The following is a 26,029-nucleotide window of genomic DNA, read 5'->3' as shown; positions in this document are numbered from 1 at the left end:
ATGCAATTTTAGCATAAGCTATGAGCATTATCCTATTGATTTACTAGTATAGATTGGGTAAAATTATGAGTATGTTTTACATAAAAACAATTGAGTATATGATGCGTGTGACAATGAAGGAAAAAGGAAGAGTTATGCAACACAAACGATTGACAGTATTGACAGCTTTAGTATTGGCAAGTATTTCTACAATGGGATTCGCCGCAGATACGGATAACTTAGTAGTTGGGGGAGCGCAGACAGGTGCGGATACAAGTACGAATACCAATAACCTTACCGTAGGGGATGGTGTCTGGTTCTATGCAAATGCGAAGAATAATATAATGAATACCACGGGGAGAGGTAGTTTTGGTGCATCTTACAGTTTGGTCTTAGGAGAACGTGCTGGCTATGATGCAGGTAATGGTACAGGTACATCTAAGTATCTTATGCTAATGGGTGACTCAGCAGGGGAAGCTATGTGGGGCACCAATACTCATAAATTTATTCTTGGTGATGGAGCCGGCTGGGCTGGTAGTGGTACATATGCCTATATATTCGGTAAGAAAGCTGGACGTCGTGCAGCTGGTAACTATAACTTTAGTTTTGGTGAAAATGCCTATTCCCAAGACTCTAAATCTGAAGGCAACTATAATTTCAGCTTTGGTGAAAACGCTGCCTACAATAATAAAGGTAGTCGAAATGTAAGTTTTGGATTCCATGCCGGTGAAGATATGACGGGTTCCGACAACTTTGCATTAGGTCATACAGCTGGTAAGGGTGTGACTGGTGACCATAACTTTATCTATGGTCAAGATGCTGGTGCCAACATGTCTGGCAGCCGCAACATCGCCCTTGGACAAAATTCTGGGGTTAATGTAAAAGGTGTGTATAACATTGCCTTAGGCCTGAACGCAGGTCAAGATGTAGATGGATACGTTGTGAATGCAGCAGCCACTGAAGCAGTAGATCGATACGGTCAATCCAAAGGATCCAATAATATGGCATTTGGTAAAGCGGCAGGTTCTCATGTAGCTGGTAATTTCAATATTGCCTTTGCGGAAAATGCTGGTAACTATGTAGGCCATCGATGGACGAATACCATTAATGCAAAAGGTGAGTTGGAAACCACTGATGGAGGTACTGTAGATGGTGCGGAGCACAACATTGCATTGGGCTTTAGTGCAGGTCGATGGATTGCAGGGCAAGATAACTTTGCAGCAGGTGTCAATTCAGGTAGCTGGGTAGCTGGTGAAAGTAACGTAGTATTAGGTAAAGAATCAGGTAAAGAAATAACTGGTAACTTTAATACGGCATTAGGTTACTATAGTGGTAATAAAGTTAGTGGTAATAGTAACTATGTAGCAGGTGCGGAGGCAGGTACCAAAGTAACAGGTAATAATAACTATGCAGCCGGTTACAAAGCAGGTAACAAAATTACTGGTAATGATAACATTACTATGGGTCATGAAGCAGGCAACTCGATTACAGGTAATGACAATATTGCTATTGGTAAACAAGCTAACACCATTGATGGTGGATTAACAGCTACTGAAACCATTGCCATCGGTAAAAGTACAAAAGCACTGAAAACAAATGCCGCTGCCTTCGGTAATGAAAGTGAAGCAAAAGAAGAAGCTAGTCTTGCTTTGGGCTATAAAGCCATCGCCAATGTGGCAAAAAGTGTGGCTCTCGGTAGTGAAGCAGAGACGGTAGCAACCGCTGGGGACAGCACAAAAGGTACTGATAATGCCTATACGACTGATACATTGAACCTAGGTACAGGAACATCTGCTAAGACATATACATTGAACTTTGCTGGTGGCAACACAGTAACAGGTGTAATCAGCGTTGGTAAATCTGATCAAACACGTCGTATCCAACACGTAGCACCAGGTTTAATTAGTTCGACAAGTACAGATGCCATCAATGGTAGTCAATTATATAGCGTAGCAAGTGAAATCAACAATAAATTGGCTAATATCACTGGTGGAAATAGCTGGAATATCTACACAGGTGGATCTGGAGATACTCCTGCATTTACACCAGGAAGTAAAGTAAATACAGGAACGATTGAAGGATTAGATTTTAAATCTAGTGACTTTAAAGTTGTAGAAAAAACAGACGCTAATAATAAAAAATATGTGACCATCGAATTGAACCGTGATGCTTTAAAGAAAGATCCTGACTTTAAAGGACCAAAAGGGGATAAAGGAGAAACTGGTGATCAAGGTGTAGCGGGTCCAGCAGGCCCAGTAGGTCCACAAGGCCCAGCGGGACCAAAAGGTGATCAAGGTGATCAAGGAGTAGCAGGTCCAGCAGGCCCACAAGGCCCAGCGGGACCAAAAGGTGATCAAGGTGATCAAGGAGTAGCCGGCCCAGTAGGTCCAGCAGGTCCAACAGGCCCACAAGGTGCCCCAGGAGCTCAAGGTGAACGAGGTGAAGCAGGTCCAGCGGGTCCAGCAGGCCCACAAGGTGCAACAGGAGCACAAGGTGAACGAGGTGAAGCCGGCCCAGCGGGTTCAACGGGTCCACAAGGCCCAGCAGGACCAAAAGGTGATCAAGGTGTAGCAGGTCCAGTAGGCCCACAAGGTGCAACAGGAGCCCAAGGTGAACGAGGCGAAGCTGGTCCAGCGGGTCCAGCAGGCCCACAAGGTGCAACAGGAGCACAAGGTGAACGAGGTGAAGCAGGTCCAGCGGGTCCAGCAGGCCCACAAGGTGCAACAGGAGCCCAAGGTGAACGAGGTGAAGCCGGCCCAGCGGGTCCACAAGGTGCAACAGGAGCCCAAGGTGAACGAGGTGAAGCCGGCCCAGCAGGTCCACAAGGAGCAACTGGTGCTCAAGGCGAAAAGGGCGAAAAAGGTGATCCAGGAGTAGCCGGTCCAGCAGGTCCACAAGGAGCAACTGGTGCTCAAGGTGAAAAAGGCGAAAAAGGTGACCCAGGTGTAGCCGGTCCAGCAGGCCCACAAGGACCTAAAGGCGAAAATGGTCAAAACGGAACAAATGGCACAAATGGACGTGATGGAAAAGATGGAGTTGCAGGCCCAAAAGGAGATAAAGGAGATAAAGGTGAACCAGGTGAAGCCGGCCCAGTAGGTCCACAAGGCCCTAAAGGCGGTGTAGACGAAGCCGTAGTAAAAGAAGTTCATACACGTATGGACTCTGTAGAAACTAAGTTAGATCAACTAGGTCACAGAGTAAATACATCTGGTGCTTTAAACGCAGCGTTATCAGCTTTAAAACCACTATCCTTTGATGCAGACGATAAATTCCAAATCATGGCTGGTGTAGGTCATTTTAAAGGTTCCACAGGCGCAGCTCTAGGTGTTGGATATTATCCAAATGAAGATATCTTAGTCCATGGCGGTATGGCATTAGGCCATTCTGAAAAAATGTACAACGCAGGTATTAGTCTCAAAGTTGGATCTCGCTCCAAATCTGATGCATACCAATCTACTTTGTATAACCAAGACACAGATACATTCAATGTTAATGTGGATACGCTTTCAGAAAAAGAACAAAAAGCATTGAAACATACACACTACGGACCAATTTCTATCGTGCCAGTGATGAAGACTGAAATCAAAGCATTGGTACAAGAAAACGGTACGTTGAAAGGTCAACTACAAGCATTGGCTGAGCAAGTGAAAGAGCAAACTGAACAAATTCAAGCATTGCAAACAATCACAGCATTATTGTTGAGTCAGAAATAAATATACATCTGATATGACTATAGGTGAATCTATAGTTAGATTATCTATTCATACTGTCAGTGTATAATTCAAAAAAATATAGATGTCTACTCCTAAATTATCTAGAATTATGGTATACCATGATGCAATATAATTTAGGATTGCAAGGGAGCCTATGAGATAGGTTGAGAAAGGGCTATACGTACCTGCCCTTTTGACCTGATCGGGATCATGCCCGCGTAGGAAGCACGCAGACAGCTATGTGGGTATCGATATAACTATCGATACCCTTTTTGTTATGAAATACGATAGGCTCCTTTATGTTGAAAGAACGGCAGAATATTTTATTTCTGCGATTCGACTACATGCAGAAGATGGGGTAGACTTTTATCGTCCAGATTGTTTAGCATATGCTACAGATATCTGACAAGAACGAATCATCTGACAGTTCGTCATGAAAGCATATAGAGACGGTAACTTCAATTTTATTTTCCAACAAAAACTTGACACCGTCGAAAAGTACATAAAATATTGTATTTATCGCTGATTAGTGTTATGATGTCACATGAATTTTTTATTAATTTCACTTTAAACAAGGGAGAGTCAGCTATGAAAAAACAGCTTACAATGTTAGTCGCTGCATCAGTATTGGGTATAACTTCAGGATTTACCGCAAATCCATTTTCAGATGTAACACCTCAAGATTGGGCATATCAAGCAGTAGCACAATTGGCCAAAGAAGGTATTATTAATGGATATCCAGAAGGATATTTTAATGGTCAACATAACATCACTCGTTATGAAATGGCACAAATGTTAGCAAAAGCGTTAGCTCATAAAGATCGTAATGATGCTGAACAAAATGTTATTATCAACCGTTTGTCAAAGGAATTTACTACAGAACTAAGTAACTTGGGCGTACGTACTGATATTTTAGAAAGTAAAATAGGTAACTTTGCAATCAATGGTGATGCACGATTGATGTTTGAACATAATCGTTCTGAATATGATTTTTATGAAACTCTATCTGAACCCACTCCATTAGGTCCAGATGAGTATTATAGACGCAATGCAGGAACTATGCCATCATCAAGAAGAAAAAGACAAATACAAGACCACGATTCAGCTGAAAGAAACTTTGTGTATCCAATAAAAATATATGAATTCCATCCTATGTTTACCTATCGAGCACGATTGCAATTCACCGCAACTGTCAATGATAATACTAAGGCCGTACTTCGTGTGAGCACAGGCGATAAAGAATTTGGATCTAATAAAAGCACCGACATATCCTTTGACCGATTATATCTACAACATAATTTCGGCAAATATGTAACTACCTTTGTAGGGCGTTATGATACTGTTATTGGTGGTGGATTAACCTATGACGGGGATTTGGAAGGAGCAACTATAATAGCGGGTAAGGACAAATTGAATGCATCATTCACATTTGGATACGCACCGGATATGGCTTTTAAAGTAGATACTGGTAAGAGAATTGATGGTTATCCAGAAAGAATCTATCAAAGTAATCTATTTAAAACATCGTATAAAGATAATGCACAGTTAGCTATTTTTCAACTGAATAGTAAAATTGGTCCTCGTGTAAAAATAGGAACCTTTTATACCAAAGTGAATGGTATGAATTTTGGCGAAGCGACTGAAAATACATATCTAGGAAATTACTTTGTTGACTATTATGAAGCAAAAAATGAATCTTTAGACTTCTATGGCATTTATGGAAATATTAAATTGGGCTCTAAACTATTCATAGATGGTGAATTTGCTAAGTTTAAAAACATTAAGGGAGTTAGTTTGAAATCGTATAACTATAAAGAATCCAACAAGTCTTGGACTGTAGGTCTTACATATGGTGACTACGTTCCAGATAAACGTGGCAGTTGGTCTGTGAAAGCACAATATAATTATTTAGGGAAAAGAGGGCCTGTCTTTGCACCTACATTCTGGACACCGGCATACCAAAACTATAAAGGGTGGGCTTTGCAAGGTAAATATGCAGTCGCTAATAATGTTGGTTTAAAAGTACATGCTATGTTAAATCCGAAAGATGAAATGGGGGATACATTATCTAACTTTTACCGTGGAGAAATTAACTATCAATTCTAATCATTAATTCGAATAATGGTTATACCCCTTGCTTTCACCCCACATTTTATACTATAATTTTGAGTTTAAAATTTTCAAAGATATAAAAGTCCATCATTTCATGCTATACTATAAGCAAATAAATATTTTAGATTTGCAAGGGAGTCTATGTAATAGGCTGAGAAAGGACTATGAAGTACCTGACCTTTTGACCTGATCGGGATCATGCCCGCGTAGGAAGCATGCAGACAGCTATGTGGGTATCGATATAACTATCGATACCCTTTTTGTTATATAATACGATAGGCTCCTTTGTGTTGAAAGAACAGCAGAAAATTTTATTTCTGCGATTCGACTACATGCAGAAGATGGGGTAGACTTTTATCGTCCAGATTGTTTAGCATATGCTACAGATATCTGACAAGAACGAATCATCCGACAGTTCGTCATGAAAGAATATAGAGGCGGTAACTTCAATTTTATTTTCCAACAAAAACTTGACACCGTCGAAAAGTACATAAAGTATTGTATTTATCGCTGATTAGTGTTATGATGTCACATGAATTTATACGATAATATATGATGATAATGTGCATGGGTATAGGTATAGGTATAGGTAGAAACTTTGTAGAATATTTATCATAAAATCTGTTAGACATCATATTTTTTATTAATTTTACTTTAAACAAGGGAGAGTCAGCTATGAAAAAACAGCTTACAATGTTAGTCGCTGCATCAGTATGGGGTATAACTTCAGGATTTGCCGCAAATCCATTTTCGGATGTAACTCCCGATGATTGGGCATATCAAGCAGTAGCAGAATTGGCCAAAGAAGGTATTATTAATGGATATCCAGAAGGATATTTTAAAGGTCAACATAACATCACTCGTTATGAAATGGCACAAATATTAGCAAAAGCGTTAGCTCATAAAGATCGTAATGATGCTGAACAAAATGTTATTATCAACCGTTTGTCAAAGGAATTTTCTACAGAACTAAGTAACTTGGGCGTACGTACTGATATTTTAGAAAATAAGATAGGTAACATTGCAATCAATGGTGATGCACGATTAATGTTTGAACGTAATCGTACTGAATATGATTTGGATGAAGAGCCATATTCTGCGGCTAATTCATTAGGTACAAATATCAATAGATATAATGAAACACCATCAGAAACGTATGGAACAAGACAAATTCGACCAGAATCGGCACATGAATATGCTCCGCCTAATCCACCTAAAACATATGTTACACCCCCTATGTTTACATATCGTGCACGACTGCAATTCACCGCAACTGTCAATGATAATACTAAAGCCGTACTTCGTGTAAGCACAGGCGATAAAGAATTTGGATCTAATAAAAGTACCGATGTATCCGCTGACCGATTATATCTACAACATAATTTCGGAAAATATGTAACTACCTTCGTAGGACGTCATGATGCATTTATTGGTGGCGGATTAACCTATGATGGAGCTTTAGAAGGGGCAACTATAATAGCCGGTAAGGATAAATTAAATGCATCATTCACATTTGGATATGCTCCGGATATGACTATGAAGGTTGCTACTGGTAGGGATAGAGACTATCCAGAACGAATCTATCAAGCTAATCTATTTAAATCATCGCATGAAAATAATGCGCAATTAGCTATTTTTCAAGTAAATAGTAAATTTGGTTCTCATGTAAAATTAGGAGCTTTCTATACAAAAGTAAATGGCATGGATTTAGGTGAAATACTTGAAAATTCGGATGTACAAATGGCTTATGTTGATTCTTCTGATATGGTAAATAAATATTTAGACTTCTATGGTGTCTATGGAAATATTAAATTGAGTTCTAAAGTATTCGTAGATGGTGAATTTGCCAAATTTAGAAACATTAAAAATTATGCCTATGATGAATATAACATTAATGAATCTAATAAGGCTTGGACTGTAGGACTTACATATGGTAACTACATTCCACATAAACGTGGCACTTGGTCTGTGAAAACGCAGTATATTTTTTTAGGGAAAAGAGGACCTGTTTTTGCACCTACATTCTGGACGCCAGCAAATCAAAACTATAAAGGGTGGGCTTTGCAAGGTAAATATGCAGTCGCTAATAATGTTGGTTTAAAAGCATATGCTATGTTAAATCCGAAAGATGAAATGGGGGATACATTATCTAACTTTTACCGTGGAGAAATTAACTATCAATTCTAATGTTTAACACGAAAGTGTGCTCGTTGGACTTGGTTAGTTAGAATAGTGGATTGGTATCCTTTGTACTAATGATGAATAAGCACAGTTGTTAGGGTTCAAAAATAAAAAAAGTGTAGATTTATTAAGGTAGATAGTCATTTATTCATATAAAGGGGAATAAACATAGAATGCTAGTTTATACCACTTTGAAAATAAAATACAACGATTTACTATAAAAGTCCACCATTTCATGCTATACTATAAGCGAATAAATATTTTAGGATTGCAAGGGAGCCTATGGGATAGGCTGAGAAAGGGCTATAAGTACCTGACCTTTTGACCTGATCGGGATCATGCCCGCGTAGGAAGCACGCAGACAGCTATGTGGGTATCGATATATCTATCGATACCCTTTTTCTTATAAAATACCGATAGGCTCCTTTGTAGAGAAAGGAGCCTTTATGTTTTACACACAAATGCAAGCAGCCCAAAAAGGAATTATCACCGATGCAATGAAAGTAGTGGCAAAAAAAGAAAGCATGGATGTTGAAGTGTTACGGGATTTGGTGGCAAAGGGACATGTTACAATACCATGTAATAAACACCATACTTCTTTACAACCTGAGGGTATAGGACAAGCTTTACGTACAAAAATTAATGTCAATTTAGGTACATCAAAAGACTGCACAGATTACGAAGAAGAAATGAAAAAAGTGAATCATGCAGTAGCCTTAGGGGCTGAATCTATTATGGATTTATCTACTCATGGTGATACACGTGTATTCCGTCGATTGTTGACGAAAGAATGTCCTGTTATGATTGGCACAGTTCCTATTTACGATAGTGTCATTCACCATCAAAAAGATTTAGGCGAATTGACAGCAAAAGATTTTATTTCTACGATTCGCCTGCATGCAGAAGATGGGGTAGACTTTGTCACATTACACTGTGGGATTACGCAGCACACAGTGGAACAGATTAAACGTCATAAACGTAAATTAAATATCGTCAGCCGTGGTGGCAGTTTAGTATTTGCTTGGATGTCTATGACAGGACAAGAAAACCCATTCTATGAATACTACGATGAAATCTTAGAAATCTGTGCTGAATATGATATGACTATTTCCCTTGGAGATGCATGCCGTCCAGGTTGTTTAGCGGATGCTACAGATATCTGCCAAATCGAAGAGCTTGTTCGTCTTGGGGAGTTAACAAAACGGGCTCGTGAACGTGGTGTACAAGTGTTGGTGGAAGGTCCAGGCCACGTACCATTAAATCAGGTACAAGCCAATATGGAAGTACAACAAACTATTTGTGATGGAGCTCCATTTTATGTACTAGGACCATTAGTGACAGACATTGCACCTGGTTACGACCATATTACAGCAGCCATCGGTGGTGCTGTGGCAGCTATGCATGGAGCTGCGTTCCTCTGTTATGTGACACCAGCAGAACATTTGGCTTTGCCTGATGAAAACGATGTAAAAGAAGGAATTATGGCTTTCAAAATCGCAGCTCATGCAGCAGATATTGCTAAAGGGATTCCGAATGCGAGAGAACGTGATGATCGCATGGCGGAAGCACGTCAAAAACTTGATTGGGAAGCGCAATATGCAGTGGCATTAGACCCAGAAAAAGCACGTCGCATTCGTGAAAGCCGTGCTCCAGAAGAAGGACACAAAGAAGCTTGCAGTATGTGTGGAAAATTCTGTGCCGTACGGAGTATCAATAAAGCCTTAGAGGGAGAGAAAATCGATATATTATAAATGAGAAGTAAAACAGCCAACTCCGTAGATGGGGTGGCTGTTTTTGCTTTGTTAGGAACTATTGACTGTTAAGAGTGTTTTATAGGAGTTTAGCGCACAATATCGAATAATTAAATAGATAGTTTTAAAGTATTGCTCTATTTTATAGTGTTTTGTTATAATTTTATTAACAGAGAAAGCTGGTATATCTTATGTATATCAAACCCTTTGAAGAACTTACATTTCAAGATAATTTTATCTTTCAAAAAGTTATGTTAAAGAAAGATATATGTAAAAGAGTATTAGAGCGTTTGTTAAACATTTCGATAAGAGATATTGTGTATATTCAAGAGGAAAAAACGCTAGATATTCGGTTAGATACAAAAAGTGTTCGTCTTGATGTGTATGTCAAAGATACGAAAGGGACCGTTTTTAATATTGAAATGCAAACTAGTAGAAATATGGAAGAACTAGTTAAACGAACTAGGTTTTATCAGAGTGTGTTAGATATGTATCATCTACAAAAAGGTGAGAGGTATGTGAATTTAAATGATACATATATCATATTTATATGTACATTTCCTTTGTTTATGGGTGGACTATCAAAGTATACATTTAGAAATATTTGTGTCGAAAATAATAGTATAGAACTAAAGGATGGGGCTACAAAGCTGTTTCTAAGTACAAAAGGAAATAATGAAGGTATACCAAAATCGCTGCAACGATTTTTAGAGTATATAGATGGTCATAGTGCAACGGACTCATTATTAAAGGATATTGATAAAGCTGTAGATGAAGTTAAACATTCTAAACTTTGGAGGGAGGAATATAAAATGATTATGATGGAACATTATAATTATTGGGATCAAGGAAAAGAAGCCGGTAGACAAGAAGGAATAAAAGAAGGGATAAAAGAAGGTAGCTTAATAGTAAAAACAGAGATAGTTCTAAGGATGCTTAAACAACAACTGCCCATGGATATGATTGTTTCATTGACTGAACTTACTGTTGAAGAGATTAAGAGTATTGAGAAGTCATATGGAGATTAAGTGAAAGAAAGGGGCTAGAATATTATTGCATTATATATATGGTTAATACGTGTATATCTAATCTACAATTTAGGAAAAGTTGATCGCATTAGGTCAACTTTTTTATTTAGGGATTATAATGGTTACTTTGTATAGAAGAGATATGCATTTTGCGTATAAGCTAGAGTATTCTTATGCTTGAAGTTATTATGTTTTTGTGTAATGAAACTAGTGTGTATACATGAGAGTAAGATTTGAGGAGAGTGGCTGTATGAGGTGTATGATGAAACAATGGAAACTCTTATAATGAAATTTGCTAAACTGAATTATTATTTCTAAGGAGCATAGAACTATATCATAATTGCAACATGTCTATCGTAAAAAAGAATGATTATAGTTTGTAAATTCCCTTGTAGTATCATTAGAGGTATGTTACCATATAAGCATATCGAAGGATATAGATATAGATTGAGCGATAGAATTAAGATATATAAGTTATACAAGGAGAATACAATGAAACAATTTATTATGGCAATATTAGTGGCAATTATTAGTACATCTAGCGTAATGGGGGCCGTTTGGTCTCAAACTCGCGTACAACACACAGGATTAGAATCCACTGTGAAAGCATCTGCACAAGCAGCACAAAGTGATACAGTAGTACCCAAACGCATAGGCAATACAGAGTTTAAACACACAACGACGGTTGTACCGGTGCAAGCGAATCAATCAGTGTACCGAGCACAAGAAAACAATGTGGTACCGAAACGAGTAGGCAATGTAATCACAAAACAATCAACTGCTGTTGTGCCAGTACAAATTGCAGAATAATACTAAGGGATGCATTCCTATGTTCTTAAACTTCATGGAACACGAGTATAGAATACCTAATCTAAGTTTTTAGATTAGGTATTCTATACTTGCTTTCACCCCACATTTTATGCTATACTAACCAAGTATGAATACACACGCAACTAGACTAACAGTTCTGTGCGCAATTTCGCGTTTGCTGAGGGATGAGAGTTGCGGAGGTTTTTTAACAGGAGGTGCCAAGATGGCAGTAGTATCATTAAAACAATTATTAGAAGCAGGTGTTCATTTCGGACATCAAACAAGAAGATGGAATCCTAAAATGGCTAAATTCATCTTCACTGAGCGCAATGGTATTTATATCATTGACTTACAAAAAACTGTGAAAAAAGTTGAAGAAGCATATGACTTCTTACGCAGTGTAGCTCAAGAAGGTAAAACAATCCTTTTCGTAGGTACTAAAAAACAAGCTCAAGAAGCTATTAAAGAAGAAGCTCTTCGTGCTAATATGTTCTTCGTTAACGAACGTTGGTTGGGCGGTATGTTGACTAACTTCAAAACTATCGAAGCTCGTATTAAACGTTTAAAACAATTGGAAAAAATGGCTGAAGATGGAACTTTCGAAGTTCTACCTAAAAAAGAAGTAATTCGTCTTCGTCATGAATGGGAAAAATTAGAAAAATATCTTGGTGGTATCAAAGATATGCCTAACATGCCAGGTGCCCTTTTCGTAGTTGACCCTAAAAAAGAAAAAATTGCTATCGCAGAAGCTAAAAAATTAGGTATTCCTGTTGTTGCAACAGTAGATACTAACTGTGATCCTGACGAAGTTGATTTCCCAATCCCAGCAAATGATGATGCAATTCGTGCAGTTAAATTATTAGCTGGTAAAATGGCTGACGCTGTATTAGAAGGTCGCCAAGGTGAACAAGACGCATTCGGTACAGAAAGCGCTTCTGAAGAAGCTTAATTGTCTTAGATCATTATTTAACAATATATATAGACATAGTCTTAATTGATAAATAAGTAATAACGGTGTAAAATTAAGGTAAGACTAAGGTCTTACCTTAATTATCTGTAGGAGGAAAAATCATGGCTCAAATTACAGCAGCTTTAGTAAAAGAATTACGCGACATGACTGGCGCAGGTATGATGGATGCTAAAAAAGCATTGGTAGAAGTTGATGGCGATATCCAAAAAGCAGTAGACTTCCTTCGTGAAAAAGGTTTGGCAGCGGCAGCTAAGAAAGCTGGCCGTATTGCAGCAGAAGGTGTTGTTGCATCTTACATTCATGGTGGCGGACGTATCGGTGTATTAGTAGAAGTTAACTGTGAAACAGACTTCGTTGCTAAAACTGATGATTTCCAAGCTCTTTGCAAAGATGTTGCTATGCAAATCGCAGCTGCTAATCCAACATACTTAAAACGTGAAGACGTTCCAGCTGACGTAATCGAACACGAAAAAACAGTATTGATGGAACAAGCTAAAGTAGAAGCTGAAGAAGATGTAAAAGCTGGCCGTAAACCAAAACCAGAAGCAGTTCTTGAAAAAATGGTGGCTGGTCGCGTTGAAAAATTCTATAAAGAAAACTGCCTATTAGAACAAGTTTTCATTAAAGACGGTGAAAAAACTGTACAAGCTATGATTAATGAAGCAATCGCTAAAATCGGTGAAAACATTAACGTACGTCGTTATGTTCGCTATGCTTTAGGCGAAGGTATCGAAAAGAAACAAGATGATTTCGTTGCAGAAGTTATGGCTACTGTAGGTAAATAAGTACGGAGATAAGAGAACACCGCAAGTGTTCTCTTATTTTTGAATTATTTGTTAGACGCGTCATAAGGAGAAGGTCATGAGTGAACGTAAATTCAAACGTATCGTATTAAAACTAAGTGGTGAAGCTTTAGCAGGAGATCAAGGGTTTGGTATTAATCCACAAGTAGTAGAACCATTAGCACAAGAAATTGCAGAACTTTCCAAAGAAAGTGGTATTGAGATTGCAATCGTTGTAGGTGGTGGTAATATTTGGCGTGGCCTATCTGGCAGTGCTAAAGGCATGGACCGAGCTTCTGCAGATTATATGGGGATGATTGCCACAGTAATGAATGCAATTGCATTACAAGACGCTCTTGAAAATGCAGGTGTAGCGACACGCGTTCAAACTGCGATTGAAATGCAAGAAGTAGCTGAACCATATATTCGTCGTCGTGCTATTCGCCATTTAGAGAAAGGTCGTATTGTGATCTTTGCTGCAGGTACAGGCAATCCGTATTTCTCTACAGATACAACAGCTGCTTTACGGGCTGCAGAAATTGAAGCTGATGCAATTTTAATGGCGAAAAAGTTTGCTGATGGTGTATATGACTCTGATCCAAAAACAAACCCTAATGCAGTGAAATTTGATGAATTAACGTATATGGATGTGATTAGTAAAGAGTTGAAAGTCATGGATTCTACATCTACTACGTTATGTAAAGATAATAACATTCCAATCGTTGTGTTTAGTATGGATATTCCTGGCAATATTACACGTGCTGCTAAAGGAGAAGCTATCGGTACTATCGTAAAATAAAAGGTGATACTAATGGAAATTAAAGAGATTATTACTCGCGAAGAAGCGCGTATGGATAAAACAATTGAAGCTTTAAAACATGAATTTGCTAATGTACGTACAGGTCGTGCTCATACGTCTTTGTTGGATTCTGTGATGGTAGATTATTATGGAGCGCCGACTCCTGTTAATCAAGTTGCTAATGTATCTGCTCCAGATCCACGTATGATTTTAATTGCACCATGGGATAAAACTATGATTGGTGCAATTGAAAAAGCAATTTTGACATCTGATTTAGGATTAAACCCTAATAATGATGGTGATTCTATTCGCTTAGCAATTCCGCAATTAACGGAAGAGCGTCGTAAAGAATTAGTAAAAGTAGTAAGCAAAAAAGCAGAAGATGCAAAAGTTGCAATCCGCAATATTCGTCGTGATGCTAATGATGCAATTAAAAAAGAAGAAAAAGCGAAAACAATTACTGAAGACGTGTCAAAAGATGGACAAGAGCAAGTTCAAAAATTGACTGACAAAAAAATCAAAGTAATTGATGAACTTCGTGATACAAAAGAAAAGGATGTTATGTCTGTATAATGGAACATACATCAATTTTGGGATTTCCATGGCAGCTTGCACAGTCTCTTTTGCAGGCTGCCTCTATCCCTTTTACTACAAAAATAGAAAAGAACTATAATCGATTCTTTTCCGTTTCTTCCGAAGAATGTTATGTAGGCCGAGTCATAGTATTGGATGGTATATGGGAGATTGTTCTCTTCCATCCTATGGTAGCCAGTCATGTGGCAGAGTCGTATGTGGTGCGGTCGAATGAGGTACAGTATGCTAAAAAACTTATGGAAGAAAACTAAACATAAAGAGCCCCAGACTATCGATCCTACAAATATTCCTAATCATATTGCCATTATTATGGATGGAAATGGGCGTTGGGCAAAACGACGCGGTATGCCGCGCAGTATGGGCCATCGCGCAGGAGCTGAAGTTCTTAAGGATATAGTAAAAGCTGCACAAGGCTTTGGGGTAAAAGCCTTAACGGTATATGGGTTTTCTACTGAAAACTGGAAGCGACCAGAAGAAGAAGTTAGCCTATTAATGGCACTTATAAAAGAATATTTACTATCTAATGTTAAGAGAATGCATGCCGAAGGAGTTAGAATTCGATTTATTGGGGATATTTCAAAGCTTTCTTCTGAATTGCAAGACATCATTCATGAATCAGAAGCATTAACTGCAAATAATAAAGGGATTACCTTGCAACTAGCTATTAACTATGGGGGAAGAGATGAGCTCACAAGAGCGATGAAGCGTATCACTCAGGATATTGCTAAAGGTAAACTCAGTGAAGATGATATTAATGAAGTATTGATTTCTTCTTATTTAGATACACAAGAATTTGATCGTGTAGACCTATTAATTCGGCCAAGCAATGATGCACGCATTAGTAATTTTCTATTATGGCAGTTGGCATATGCGGAATTTTGGTTTACCCCATTACATTGGCCAGACTTTACCCCGGCAGTGTTGGAAGAAGCTATCTATGCATACCAACAAAGGGAGCGTAGATTTGGTGGTTTAAAAGAGGAGAAATAATATGTTAAAAACTCGCCTTATAACAGCCTTGATAGGTATTGTAGTATTGGCAATAGCCATTTCATATGGAGGGTTTATCTTCAATTTGATGATGTCTATTTTGGCATTCATAGGTTGGGTAGAATTTGGGTCTTTGTGTAGACATATGAAAGTTAAAGTCTTACCTATATGGGGGCTCATATATGTAGTTTTAGTGTGCGGATCATTACTATTTGGCCAATATGCACTGGCATTTTTCTTTGCCATTGGAATTATATTAGGTTTGGGAGTTTTCTATACATTTGGTAATTCTAAAGTAAGTATACAATCTATATGTGCTACGGTGAGTGGAATTCTCTATGTGACCAGTGGTTTCGTGGCATTGATGGCGATTCGTGATACTGAAATATATAAGAATACTACATATTATGCAGAACAGTCTTCATTTGGAGAGTCTGTTATTTGGTTGCTTTTATTATCTATATGGGCGAGTGATACATTTGCATATTTTGTAGGCAAGAAATGGGGCTCTAGACGTATAGTGCCGGATATTAGTCCTAACAAAACCTTAGAAGGATTTATCGGCGGATTTATCGGTTGTCTTCTTACAGGTTGGATTGGATCTATATGTCTAGGATTACCTACCATATTAGGTACTGGTATCGGTATTATTGTAGGTATTATGGCTCCACTAGGCGACTTATTTGAATCGAAGTTAAAACGATTGGCCAATAAAAAAGATTCTGGCAGTGTATTGCCAGGTCATGGTGGTGTATTGGACCGATTCGACAGTGTATTATTTGCGACACCATTAGTGTTGGCATATATTCTTATGCTGTAATGATTAGCTCTTAGGGAGGCTTATATGAAAGCGATTAGTATCTTGGGCTCTACGGGTTCTATTGGAACACAAACCTTAGATGTAGTTCGTCAACATCCAGATCAATTTAAAGTAGTTGCTTTAGTCACGCATCGCAATATAGACTTATTGGAAAAGCAAATTGCAGAGTTTATGCCTGCTATGGCCGGTGTCGTAGATGAACAGGCCTACGCTATATTGAAGGAACGGTATCAAGGGTCTACAGAAATTATTGGTGGTAAAGAAGCTTTGACTATAGCAGCTACTTTACCAGAAGCAACGATGGTGGTAACAGCCGTAGTAGGAGCTGCAGGCATCGAGCCAACAATGGCTGCGATTCGAGCAAAAAAGACTATCGGACTGGCCAACAAAGAAACATTAGTGGCTTGTGGCTCATTAATTACAGAAGCAGCTGAACAATATGGTGTTTCTATACTGCCTATTGATAGTGAGCATAGTGCGATTTTTCAATGTTTAGAAGGGCAAGATAGAAATAATGTTGAGAAATTAATTGTCACTGCCTCAGGTGGTGCTTTACGTAATTGGAAATCGGAAGACCTCTATGGAGCCACAGCCAAGGATTGTCTAGCTCATCCAACTTGGAACATGGGAAGTAAGATTACGATTGATTCTGCCACTCTATTTAATAAAGGTTTAGAAGTCATTGAAGCGCATTGGTTGTTTAATTTCGACTATGATCATATTGATGTAGTGGTACATCCACAAAGTATTGTACATTCTATGATTCAAATGAAAGACGGGGCTATATTAGCACAATTAGGAAATCCAGATATGCGAGAACCGATTCAATACGCAATGACCTACCCAAAACGATATCCATTACAAATGGAACATTTAGACTTTACCAAGGGATTGGACCTCCAGTTCATGGCACCTCGTTGGGATGATTTTCCAGCTCTTCGATTGGCTTTCACAGTGGGGAAAGAAGGCGGTTATGCACCAGCTGTATTTAATGCAGCTAATGAAATGGCTGTCTACGCATTGCTGGATGGAAAGATTACCTATGGACATATATATGAGATAGTTTCTACTGTTCTTAGTCGCATGAACAATGGTGTGCCTACATCGATTGAAGATGTGCTTTCTATGGATGCATGGGCTAGATTAGAAGCTACGAAAGAAATACAAAGGAGAAGTGCATGTTAATTACTATACTAGGAGCTGTCTTCGTATTCGGTGTTATTGTTATGATTCATGAATTAGGACATTTTCTGACAGCCAAAGCCTGTGGCATGCGTGTTGATGAATTTGCTATTGGTATTGGTCCCAATGTAATTCAAAAACAAAAAGGTGAGACATTATATTCAATTCGCCTGTTGCCTCTAGGAGGATTTAATAAAATTGCAGGTATGGACCCATCTGAAGATGCAGGAGAACGAGGATTTAATAATAAACCGGTATGGCAACGATTCATAGTTATTGCTGCTGGTGCTACATTTAATTTTTTGTTAGCTATTGTTATCTATTTTTGTATCTTTGCTTTTCATGGTACGACAGTGCCATCACATGAGCCTATTATTGGTGATACTGTTGCTGGAAATCCAGCTTCTGAGGCTGGTATCCAACAAGGTGATAGAATTTTAACTATTAATGGACAATCTATTCAAGAGTGGAAAGATATAACCCAGTCTTTGCAAGGTCATAGCAATCATGTAGTATCTGTTACACTTGATAGAAAAGGTGAAATCATTTCTACTACAGTGATTCCTCGGGAATCTGGTGATAGAGCTGTGATTGGTATTAATCCACTAATGGAAGTAAAACAATACAGTATAGGTGAATCCGCCGTATATGCAGTGACACATACAGGGTCTACCATTATGGAAATGTTACAAGGATTATGGAATATTGTAACAGGTCATAGTAAAGGTGATGTTGCGGGTCCAATCGGGGTTGCACAAATGGCTGGTCAAGTGGCTCAACATGGTTTTATTAGCTTGCTGTTATTTACGGCTTTACTAAGCTTAAATCTAGGTGTCATTAATCTATTGCCAATTCCAGTATTGGATGGTGGCCATTTAGTATTGTTAATCCTAGAAGGTATTACGGGTCGTAAATTGCCAGAAAAAGCGTTACAATACATCCAAATGACTGGCGTAGGGTTATTATTATTAGTGTTTGTATATTCTACATTCCAAGATATTCTACGATTATTTTAGAGGTATACTATGATAGAACGTAAACCGACAAAAGGTATTCAAGTGGGTACCGTACATATTGGAAATCACGCACCAGTTAGTATTCAATCTATGATTACTACGAACCCTATAAAAGTGGAGCAATCTATTGAAGAAATTAATCGTCTTGCTACAGCAGGATGTGAATTGGTCCGTCTAGCCGTTCCAGATATGGCAGCAGCAAAAGCTATTAAAGATATTAAAGAGCGCGCGATGATTCCATTAATTGCGGATATCCATTTTGACTATCGGTTAGCACTGCAAGCTATTGACAGTGGGATTGATGGGCTTCGTATTAACCCAGGTAATATAGGTAGTATCGATAATGTGGTAAAAGTCGTAGAAAAAGCTAAACCTAAATTGATTCCTATCCGAATTGGTGTCAATGCGGGGTCCTTACCACAACATGTATTAAATGCTCATGGAGGACATCCTACAGCTGATGGTATGGTAGAGACTGCTTTGGAACACATTCGTATTCTGGAATCTTTAGAGTACGATCAAATGAAAGTTTCTATTAAAGCTACAGATGTGCCTTTAATGATTGAAGCATATCGTAAGTTATCTAGTAAAATCCCATATCCATTGCATCTAGGTGTTACAGAAGCAGGTACTATTAAACAAGGAACGATCAAATCTGCTATTGGTATAGGAACACTTCTAGCAGATGGTATTGGTGATACAATCCGTGTATCTCTAACTGGAGATCCGATCCATGAGGTAGAAGTAGCCAAAACTATTTTAAGCTCTTTGGAGCTACGTACATTTGGAGCAACCATGATTTCATGCCCTACTTGTGGACGATGCCAAGTGAACTTATTTAATATGGCAGATATTGTGGAAGAGCGGTTGAAATCTATCAAAGCACCAATCCGTGTGGCTGTTATGGGTTGTGTCGTTAACGGTCCAGGAGAAGCACGAGAAGCAGATTTTGGTATTGCTGGGGGGAATGGACAAGGTATCATTTTCCGAAAAGGAAAAGTACTAAAAACGGTACCTGAACAAGAATTAGTAGATACCTTGTTTGCTGAAATCGATCAATATCTTTTAACGTTAGAAGAAAAGTAGAAATATAAAGGAGTATGTTATGTTAGCAAGTCGCTTATACGCACCAACATTACGTGAAATGCCATCCGATGCTGATGTAATTAGTCAACAATTAATGTTGCGCGCTGGCTTTGTTCGTAAAGTGGCTGGTGGTTTATATACCTATTTACCATTAGCATGGCGCAGTATTCATAAAATTAATGAAATCATCCGTGAAGAAATGGAAGCTATCAATAGCCAAGAAATCATGATGCCGATTTTACAACCTAGTGAACTATGGGAAGAGTCTGGTCGTTGGGCTGCGTACGGCGCAGAAATGATGCGCATTTCTGATCGTCATGGCCGTGAATATTGCTTAGGACCAACTCACGAAGAAATGGTAACTAATCTAGTACGAGGAGAAGTTAACTCCTATCGCCAATTGCCATTGAGTTTATATCAAATTCAAAATAAATATCGTGATGAACGCCGTCCACGCTATGGATTGATGCGTAGCCGTGAGTTTATCATGAAAGATGCCTATTCCTTTGACATCGATGAAGAAGGTATGAGTAAATCTTTCTGGGATATGTACGAGGCATATACGAATATCTTCAAACGTTGTGGCTTAACATGTAAACCTGTTGAGGCAGATAATGGTGCTATTGGTGGTTCTGGCAGCTTTGAATTTATGGCATTGGCAGAGTCTGGTGAGGCGGATGTGATTCACTGTACAAAATGCGACTATGCTGCTAATATTGAAATTGGCCAACCAAAAGCATTGGAAGTAGATACAGAAGAAGCTAAGGTATTGGAAACAGTATCTACACCAGATGCTAAATCAATTCAAGCGGTAGCGGATATGTTGCAATTGTCATTGGAAAAAACAATCAAAGCAGTCGTCTACAACATTGAAGGCAAAGTTATTCTTGCCATCGTTCGTGGTGACCATGAAGTGAATGAAATCGCTGTACAACGTGCTGTAGAAGGTGGTATTGAGCCAGAAATGGCAACCCCAGAAGATTTAGCACATGTAGGATTAACAGCGGGTTTCATTAGCCCAGTGGGACTTTCACAATCAGAAGACTTCGCTATTGTAGTGGATGAAACAGTGATGAATTTACATAATGTATGTGGCGGTGCTAACACAGCAGATGCGCATTATGTCAATATCAATCCTAACCGTGATTTCAATGTAGATGATATTATCGTGGCACCAATCCGTTTGATTACCCTTGATGACCCATGCCCTAAATGTGGTGGTCAACTTCGTATCGACAAAGGAATTGAAGTAGGTCAAGTATTCAAATTGGGTACGAAGTACTCTGAATCTATGAATGCCACAGTATTGAACCAAGGCGGTCGCCCAACTCCATTCCAAATGGGTTGCTATGGTATCGGTGTAGGACGTACATTGGCAGCTGCTATTGAACAAAGCTATGATGAAAATGGTATCATCTGGCCAGTAGCCATTGCTCCATTCGAGGTTGTCATTGTTCCAATTAATGCAAAAGATGAGGCCTTAATGGAAGTGAGCGAACGCTTGTATAAAGAGATGAAACAAGCTGGCGTTGATGTCCTATTGGACGACCGTAAAGATCGTGCCGGTGTTAAATTTAAAGATGCCGACCTTATCGGCTATCCTGTGCGTATTACAGTAAGTAAAAATACCATCGAATCTGGTGAAGTAGAATTACGTGTTCGCAAAGATGGTTCTACCAGCACAGTAAAAATCGATGAAGTGACGACGTCCGTACAAGGATTGCTACGTCTATTAAAAGATGGATATGGTATGTAATACCTGAAATTTAATTGCATAGAGATAGAAAGAACGACTCATTGAGGATTCCTTGATGAGTCGTTTTGTCATAGGTAAAAGAGGAAAGAATGTGTATTTATAGAAACCAATATACTCAAAAGCGAAACTATACGTATACTATTTAGTCATATAGCATGAAAAGTGTATATTTTAACTAGATAAAGTCATAAAAAAGGAGTAGAATGAAGATAACTGATTGATAATTTCATTTACAGGTAGTTTATTTCAAGTTGTTTATTTCATAGGATGGGGGATATTGATATGAAACACAAACATTTAGCTTTACTAGTATTGGCGGCGATTCCTTTGTTAGCTAGAGGGGAAGGCTTTACTGTAGATACGGTAACTCGAAATGATTGGAAAACGGTGGATACGATTTCCCTCGGTGAGAAATTAGCTGCGAATGGTGGCACTATTACTGAAAATAGTGCTACAAACATTAAGTATGAGTATAAGTATGCTGATGGCACTATCTTAGGGACGAAAAGTAAGTATATAAAGGACGGCAATACGGTTAATGAAATTATCACGAATCGAAATATGACGGCTTCCAATGACATTCGGACGAAACCGACTACGGAAACGACAATAGTATCGGATGGGACGATTCATTTCATTCATGTAGATGATGGCACCTCTATTGATTGGCAAGATGGGGTACATGTGTATAACTCCAACAGTAAGTTGGTTGATCGCTCAGAAACGATTCTTAATTTTGATGCGAATACAAATTTCAATGTTACGACCCATAAAACATATCATGGAAAATTTTATCCTATGTTCAATGTAGTAAAAGTGGTTGGAGAAGGTTCGGGGAACGACGTGACAAAGCCAGTGTCTACGGTGAACTTTTTAAAGAAAGTAACTATGGATACCCACGCGCAAACGATTAATCCGGGAAATTTAAAGTCCTATGAAAAGCGTGTGAATGGATTCTTTCAACAGACGAATCAAGGGGGAGAATCCCATGTGCATTTTCATGATGATTTGACCATGCATATGGAGTCCACTACAAATAATTTGGAGGTGGCAGCGTTCCGCCTAGAAAATAATGGGGAAAATCGGTATCACACTGTGTCTACTAAGGATACGATTGAAGCCGAAAAAGGTGGATCTAGTCTTACCTTTGATGGAAATGTGACAAGTCATATCTCAGGCAATACGGATACAGAGATGCGCTTTTTATCTAATGTGAACTATCATGGCGGTGTTCACGTGGCATCAAAAGAAGGAAAGAACTTTGTATCTACCATCACTAATGAATCAGCGAATAACACAAAGGATACATTACATGTCAATACGGATACAGAAAACCATGGCTTCTCCGAGTTTAATTTGAAGGCTAATACGGATTTGGTTACAAAGAGCGCTGGTGGTACTGTTTGGGGCATGTATGTCAATGCTGAATCCCATGGTGAAAATCGAATCACCCTTTCCGGTGCAAAGAACAACATTTCTACCACTGGTAAAGATGAAGTCTATGGCATTGAAGTATCTTCTAGTTTGAATGATACAACTGGGGCAACCGATGCTAATGAAACGCCTAGTAAAAACTTGGTAGACCTACAGAATACAACGGTTACCACTGATTCTACATCTACAGGGAAACCGTGGGTCTATGGTGTGAAAATGAGCGCTGAGAATGGCGAAAATACAGTGAATCTTACACATAGTGATGTGAAAACAGCATCCAACTACGTGGCTAGAAGTATTGATATAGGATCTGAGAATCAAGGTACAAATACAGTCACCTTAGATACTACGAATATCACTACAAAAGGTGCCTACGGCTATGGCTTGAACTTGGTAAGTGCGAGAAAAGCCGGTGCTGGTAGTAACTCCATTCATTGGAAAGGCAACAATAGTATCATCACTGAGGCGATGGCGAATGGATATGGCATACGAGTTGAAAAAGATAAAGCGAATTCGGGAGCTGGTACAATCATAACCTCTGATGCAGATTCGTCGTTAGCGATTAAGGTAGATACAGAAGGATCAGGAACTGGCATCTCACAAATACACTCCGATCCTAATAACAAAACGAATTCCAGTTTTAACGGTGATGTATCTATCACTATGCGTGGTAGCGGAAAGTATAAAACAGCTGTGCTTGCAAGAGCTGATGGTGAAGCTACTAGTGATGCATCATCGAATACAATTACTTTCAATAAAAAGTTAAACATTGATGGTAATCCAACAGACCCTGCCTTAGTAGCAGGTGGCAAGAATACAACTATTACTGTATCCGGTAAGGATACGACAACCATCGTAGGTAATGTATTTGCTGCGAATGGAGGAAAAGTTGATGTTAACCTATTGACAAAGGACTCCTATCTCATTGGCAAAGCGGACAACGCAGGTACTGGTAACATCCATGTGAAAGTAGATGGTGGCAATTATTGGAAAATGACTGATAACTCTAACATCAATCGATTGGACCTATCCAATGCAGGGGAAGTAAGATTCGGCGATACAGAAGTTCCTTTAACATTGACAGTGGATAGTATCACAGGTTCTAATGGTACACTACATATGGGTGGTAACGTAAGTTCTGGAAAGACTGATTTATTACGAATTACACATAGTAGTGAAGGGGAACATGGTATTTATTTCCGCAATATGTCAGATTCAAAATCTACAGGCACAGAAGTGCTTAAACTTGTGGAGAGTTTGGGAAAAGAAGAAGACCATACTGCTGTATTCTCATTGAGAAATGAATCAAATAACGTGCCAGTTCCTACGGATGATACAAAACCTAACAATGCGAAAGCTGTCATTGAAAAAGGGGCGTACTTATATACATTAGGTAGAGCCACTGACTCTAAAATTGTTCCTATTAATGACACGAATAAAAATAATTGGTATTTATTCCCTATGGAAGAAGATGGAAAAGGCAAACTAACGCCTGGTGCAAAAGCAAGTATGCAATACAACCACTTACTGTATAATATGCAACTTGGTACCATCGAAACCTTGGTACAACGCTTAGGGGAGATTCACCTTCATAAAGACATAAAACGGTCTAATGATGTGTGGGCTAAGTATGTAAGTGGTAAGTATGAAGGACTTGAAGGTTCTGGGTACCATCAACGATATTGGGGGATTAAAGGTGGTTATGATTGGGTGCATCCGAGAGAGAAATGGATCCATTATAGTGGATACATGCTTGGTATGATTCGCTCACATGCTAATGTATACGCACAGCAAGGCCATGCACAGATGTCTGGTACTGAAATAGGCTATTATTCCACTCGATTATATAAAGATAGTGATTTCTATGTAGATTTAGTGGGTAAACTTAGACGCTATAGTGGTCAGTTTGAGTTAGTAAATGATTCTAAAGAGACCGTTAAAGCTAGCAATATAAATGCTATGTCATACTTAGTATCAGCAGAATTGGGTAGACGTATCTATGTCAAACAAGAGGAGCATAAAGGGGTATTCATAGAACCAGAAGTTCAGCTTACTTATCAAAGAACAAATGGATATGGAATACAGGTATCCAATGGACTCCATGCCCAAGTAGAGCCGGCACATAGTTTGATAGGTCGCATCGGTATTCGCGCAGGTGTAGATCGTTTTAATAGAACATCTTTTAACCCATATTTAAAACTAATGTATGAAAAAGAATTTTTAGGTAGTGGCCATGTAATGTTTAATGAAAGCAGTCGCTTACATGTATCTTATAAAGGTCATTGGATTACGTATGGTATTGGGTTATCGTATATGAATAAGGCTAGAACAGAGCAAGCCTATATAGAATTACAAGCCTCTACTAGAGATAGAGTAAGACAACAATGGCAATTGAATTTAGGATTGCGTCATACATTTTAGTTTGAATGGGCAAAAAATGGGCAAAATTACCTAAACTATACGAACACTTACGAACATTTAAAATAGTGTAGAACATTAAAAACCGCTTATTCATCGTATTCGCGAACACTTGCGAACACATATGAATAAGCGGTTATTTCAGGCTCTTTGTCAAATGTGGGGGCTGCTCATATAAGAAGTTCTTAGCGCTAGCTATCTAAATAGCTAGCGCTATTCTTTTTGCTTAATAGAAGTATACGAACTCTGAAACGATCAAAATGACGCAATCCATAACTGATTCTCTTTAATACTTTAATGTTATTATTACACCCTTCTGTAAACCCATTGGAATATGGTAATACAAAAGCATTAACAATTTGAGGGAACCAACTGGTAAAGGAAGTTTTAAAATTACTAAACTCTGGTAGATGACTGTTTTCTACTGTATTTAACCATAATTGTATATATCTTTCTATGTTAGGTATGCTGTATGTCTTAAATATCTTTCTAAAGGCTAATCTAAGTCCATATGCACGCCGTAGGTCATCGGATATACGTAATATTTCTAACAGCTTTATTCGTTCGCTTTCAGTTAATTTACCAGGGTTCTTCATAAGAATCCTTCG

The 26,029-nt window shown here is 38.5% G+C and carries 20 protein-coding genes and 3 riboswitches; of the genes, 19 read left to right on the top strand and 1 reads right to left on the bottom strand.

Annotated features, from left to right (window positions below; genetic code table 11):
• The first annotated feature begins 134 nt into the window (after positions 1-134).
• The 19 genes from EO115_RS07595 to EO115_RS07510 all read left to right on the top strand — a co-directional run bounded on the left by EO115_RS07595 (position 135) and on the right by EO115_RS07510 (position 25,424).
• Positions 135-3,692, top strand: coding sequence for a YadA-like family protein (locus EO115_RS07595; RefSeq protein WP_164724085.1), 3,558 nt, complete (start codon positions 135-137; stop codon positions 3,690-3,692).
• A 134-nt stretch (positions 3,693-3,826) separates the two neighbouring features.
• Positions 3,827-3,934: riboswitch (TPP riboswitch) on the top strand.
• On the top strand, positions 3,934-4,098 hold the full coding sequence (locus tag EO115_RS08410) for a hypothetical protein (RefSeq protein WP_164724084.1): 165 nt from the start codon (positions 3,934-3,936) through the stop codon (positions 4,096-4,098). It overlaps the preceding riboswitch by 1 nt.
• A 182-nt stretch (positions 4,099-4,280) precedes the next feature.
• Positions 4,281-5,798, top strand: a complete 1,518-nt coding sequence (locus EO115_RS07590) for a putative porin (RefSeq protein ID WP_126938355.1) — start codon at positions 4,281-4,283, stop codon at positions 5,796-5,798.
• 127 nt (positions 5,799-5,925) lie between these two features.
• Positions 5,926-6,034, top strand: a riboswitch (TPP riboswitch).
• Between the two features lie 445 nt (positions 6,035-6,479).
• The gene (locus EO115_RS07585) at positions 6,480-7,991 is read left to right on the top strand and encodes an S-layer homology domain-containing protein (protein ID WP_126938354.1); all 1,512 of its coding nucleotides are present in this window, start codon (positions 6,480-6,482) and stop codon (positions 7,989-7,991) included.
• A 256-nt stretch (positions 7,992-8,247) separates the two neighbouring features.
• Positions 8,248-8,355, top strand: a riboswitch (TPP riboswitch).
• Positions 8,356-8,431: 76 nt separating this feature from the next.
• Positions 8,432-9,736 (top strand): phosphomethylpyrimidine synthase ThiC, encoded by a 1,305-nt coding sequence (gene thiC / locus EO115_RS07580; protein ID WP_126938353.1) that lies wholly within the window; start codon positions 8,432-8,434, stop codon positions 9,734-9,736.
• A 191-nt stretch (positions 9,737-9,927) separates the two neighbouring features.
• Entirely contained in the window at positions 9,928-10,764 is an 837-nt protein-coding gene (locus tag EO115_RS07575; protein ID WP_126938352.1) for an Rpn family recombination-promoting nuclease/putative transposase, read from the top strand.
• A 492-nt stretch (positions 10,765-11,256) separates the two neighbouring features.
• Entirely contained in the window at positions 11,257-11,574 is a 318-nt protein-coding gene (locus EO115_RS07570; protein ID WP_126938351.1) for a hypothetical protein, read from the top strand.
• 223 nt (positions 11,575-11,797) lie between these two features.
• The gene (gene rpsB / locus EO115_RS07565) at positions 11,798-12,523 is read left to right on the top strand and encodes a 30S ribosomal protein S2 (protein ID WP_126938350.1); all 726 of its coding nucleotides are present in this window, start codon (positions 11,798-11,800) and stop codon (positions 12,521-12,523) included.
• A 122-nt stretch (positions 12,524-12,645) separates the two neighbouring features.
• Positions 12,646-13,329, top strand: coding sequence for a translation elongation factor Ts (tsf, locus tag EO115_RS07560; RefSeq protein WP_126938349.1), 684 nt, complete (start codon positions 12,646-12,648; stop codon positions 13,327-13,329).
• Between the two features lie 76 nt (positions 13,330-13,405).
• Entirely contained in the window at positions 13,406-14,125 is a 720-nt protein-coding gene (pyrH, locus tag EO115_RS07555; protein WP_126938348.1) for a UMP kinase, read from the top strand.
• Between the two features lie 12 nt (positions 14,126-14,137).
• On the top strand, positions 14,138-14,698 hold the full coding sequence (gene frr, locus EO115_RS07550; RefSeq protein ID WP_126938347.1) for a ribosome recycling factor: 561 nt from the start codon (positions 14,138-14,140) through the stop codon (positions 14,696-14,698).
• Positions 14,698-14,970, top strand: coding sequence for a hypothetical protein (locus tag EO115_RS07545; protein WP_126938346.1), 273 nt, complete (start codon positions 14,698-14,700; stop codon positions 14,968-14,970). Before frr ends, EO115_RS07545 begins: the two co-directional genes overlap by 1 nt.
• Positions 14,942-15,709 carry an isoprenyl transferase gene (locus EO115_RS07540; RefSeq protein ID WP_126938345.1) on the top strand — a complete coding sequence of 256 codons (768 nt, stop codon included), beginning with the start codon at positions 14,942-14,944 and terminating at the stop codon, positions 15,707-15,709. The genes EO115_RS07545 and EO115_RS07540 overlap by 29 nt, the downstream gene beginning before the upstream one ends.
• A 1-nt stretch (position 15,710) precedes the next feature.
• Complete coding sequence (locus tag EO115_RS07535) at positions 15,711-16,529, top strand: phosphatidate cytidylyltransferase (protein WP_126938344.1); 819 nt, start codon at positions 15,711-15,713, stop codon at positions 16,527-16,529.
• A gap of 24 nt (positions 16,530-16,553) precedes the next feature.
• Complete coding sequence (locus tag EO115_RS07530) at positions 16,554-17,714, top strand: 1-deoxy-D-xylulose-5-phosphate reductoisomerase (protein WP_126938343.1); 1,161 nt, start codon at positions 16,554-16,556, stop codon at positions 17,712-17,714.
• Positions 17,708-18,727 carry an RIP metalloprotease RseP gene (gene rseP, locus EO115_RS07525; RefSeq protein ID WP_126938342.1) on the top strand — a complete coding sequence of 340 codons (1,020 nt, stop codon included), beginning with the start codon at positions 17,708-17,710 and terminating at the stop codon, positions 18,725-18,727. The genes EO115_RS07530 and rseP overlap by 7 nt, the downstream gene beginning before the upstream one ends.
• Positions 18,728-18,736: 9 nt before the next feature.
• On the top strand, positions 18,737-19,813 hold the full coding sequence (ispG, locus tag EO115_RS07520; protein ID WP_126938341.1) for a flavodoxin-dependent (E)-4-hydroxy-3-methylbut-2-enyl-diphosphate synthase: 1,077 nt from the start codon (positions 18,737-18,739) through the stop codon (positions 19,811-19,813).
• Positions 19,814-19,832: 19 nt separating this feature from the next.
• Positions 19,833-21,569: a proline--tRNA ligase gene (locus tag EO115_RS07515; RefSeq protein WP_126938340.1), complete on the top strand. Its 1,737-nt coding sequence runs from the start codon at positions 19,833-19,835 to the stop codon at positions 21,567-21,569.
• A 282-nt stretch (positions 21,570-21,851) separates the two neighbouring features.
• Complete coding sequence (locus EO115_RS07510; RefSeq protein ID WP_164724082.1) at positions 21,852-25,424, top strand: autotransporter outer membrane beta-barrel domain-containing protein; 3,573 nt, start codon at positions 21,852-21,854, stop codon at positions 25,422-25,424.
• A 188-nt stretch (positions 25,425-25,612) separates the two neighbouring features.
• On the opposite strand, the gene EO115_RS07505 is transcribed toward EO115_RS07510, so the two are convergent.
• Positions 25,613-26,029: transposase (locus EO115_RS07505; protein WP_164724081.1), on the bottom strand; the 417-nt coding region annotated here is incomplete at its 5' end.

Origin of the sequence: Veillonella sp. CHU740 (genome assembly GCF_003992055.1) — a bacterium.
Classification (GTDB): Bacteria; Bacillota; Negativicutes; order Veillonellales; family Veillonellaceae; genus F0422.
Note: the sequence above shows the minus strand (reverse complement) of the source record. Positions and strands in the feature narration are given on the sequence as shown.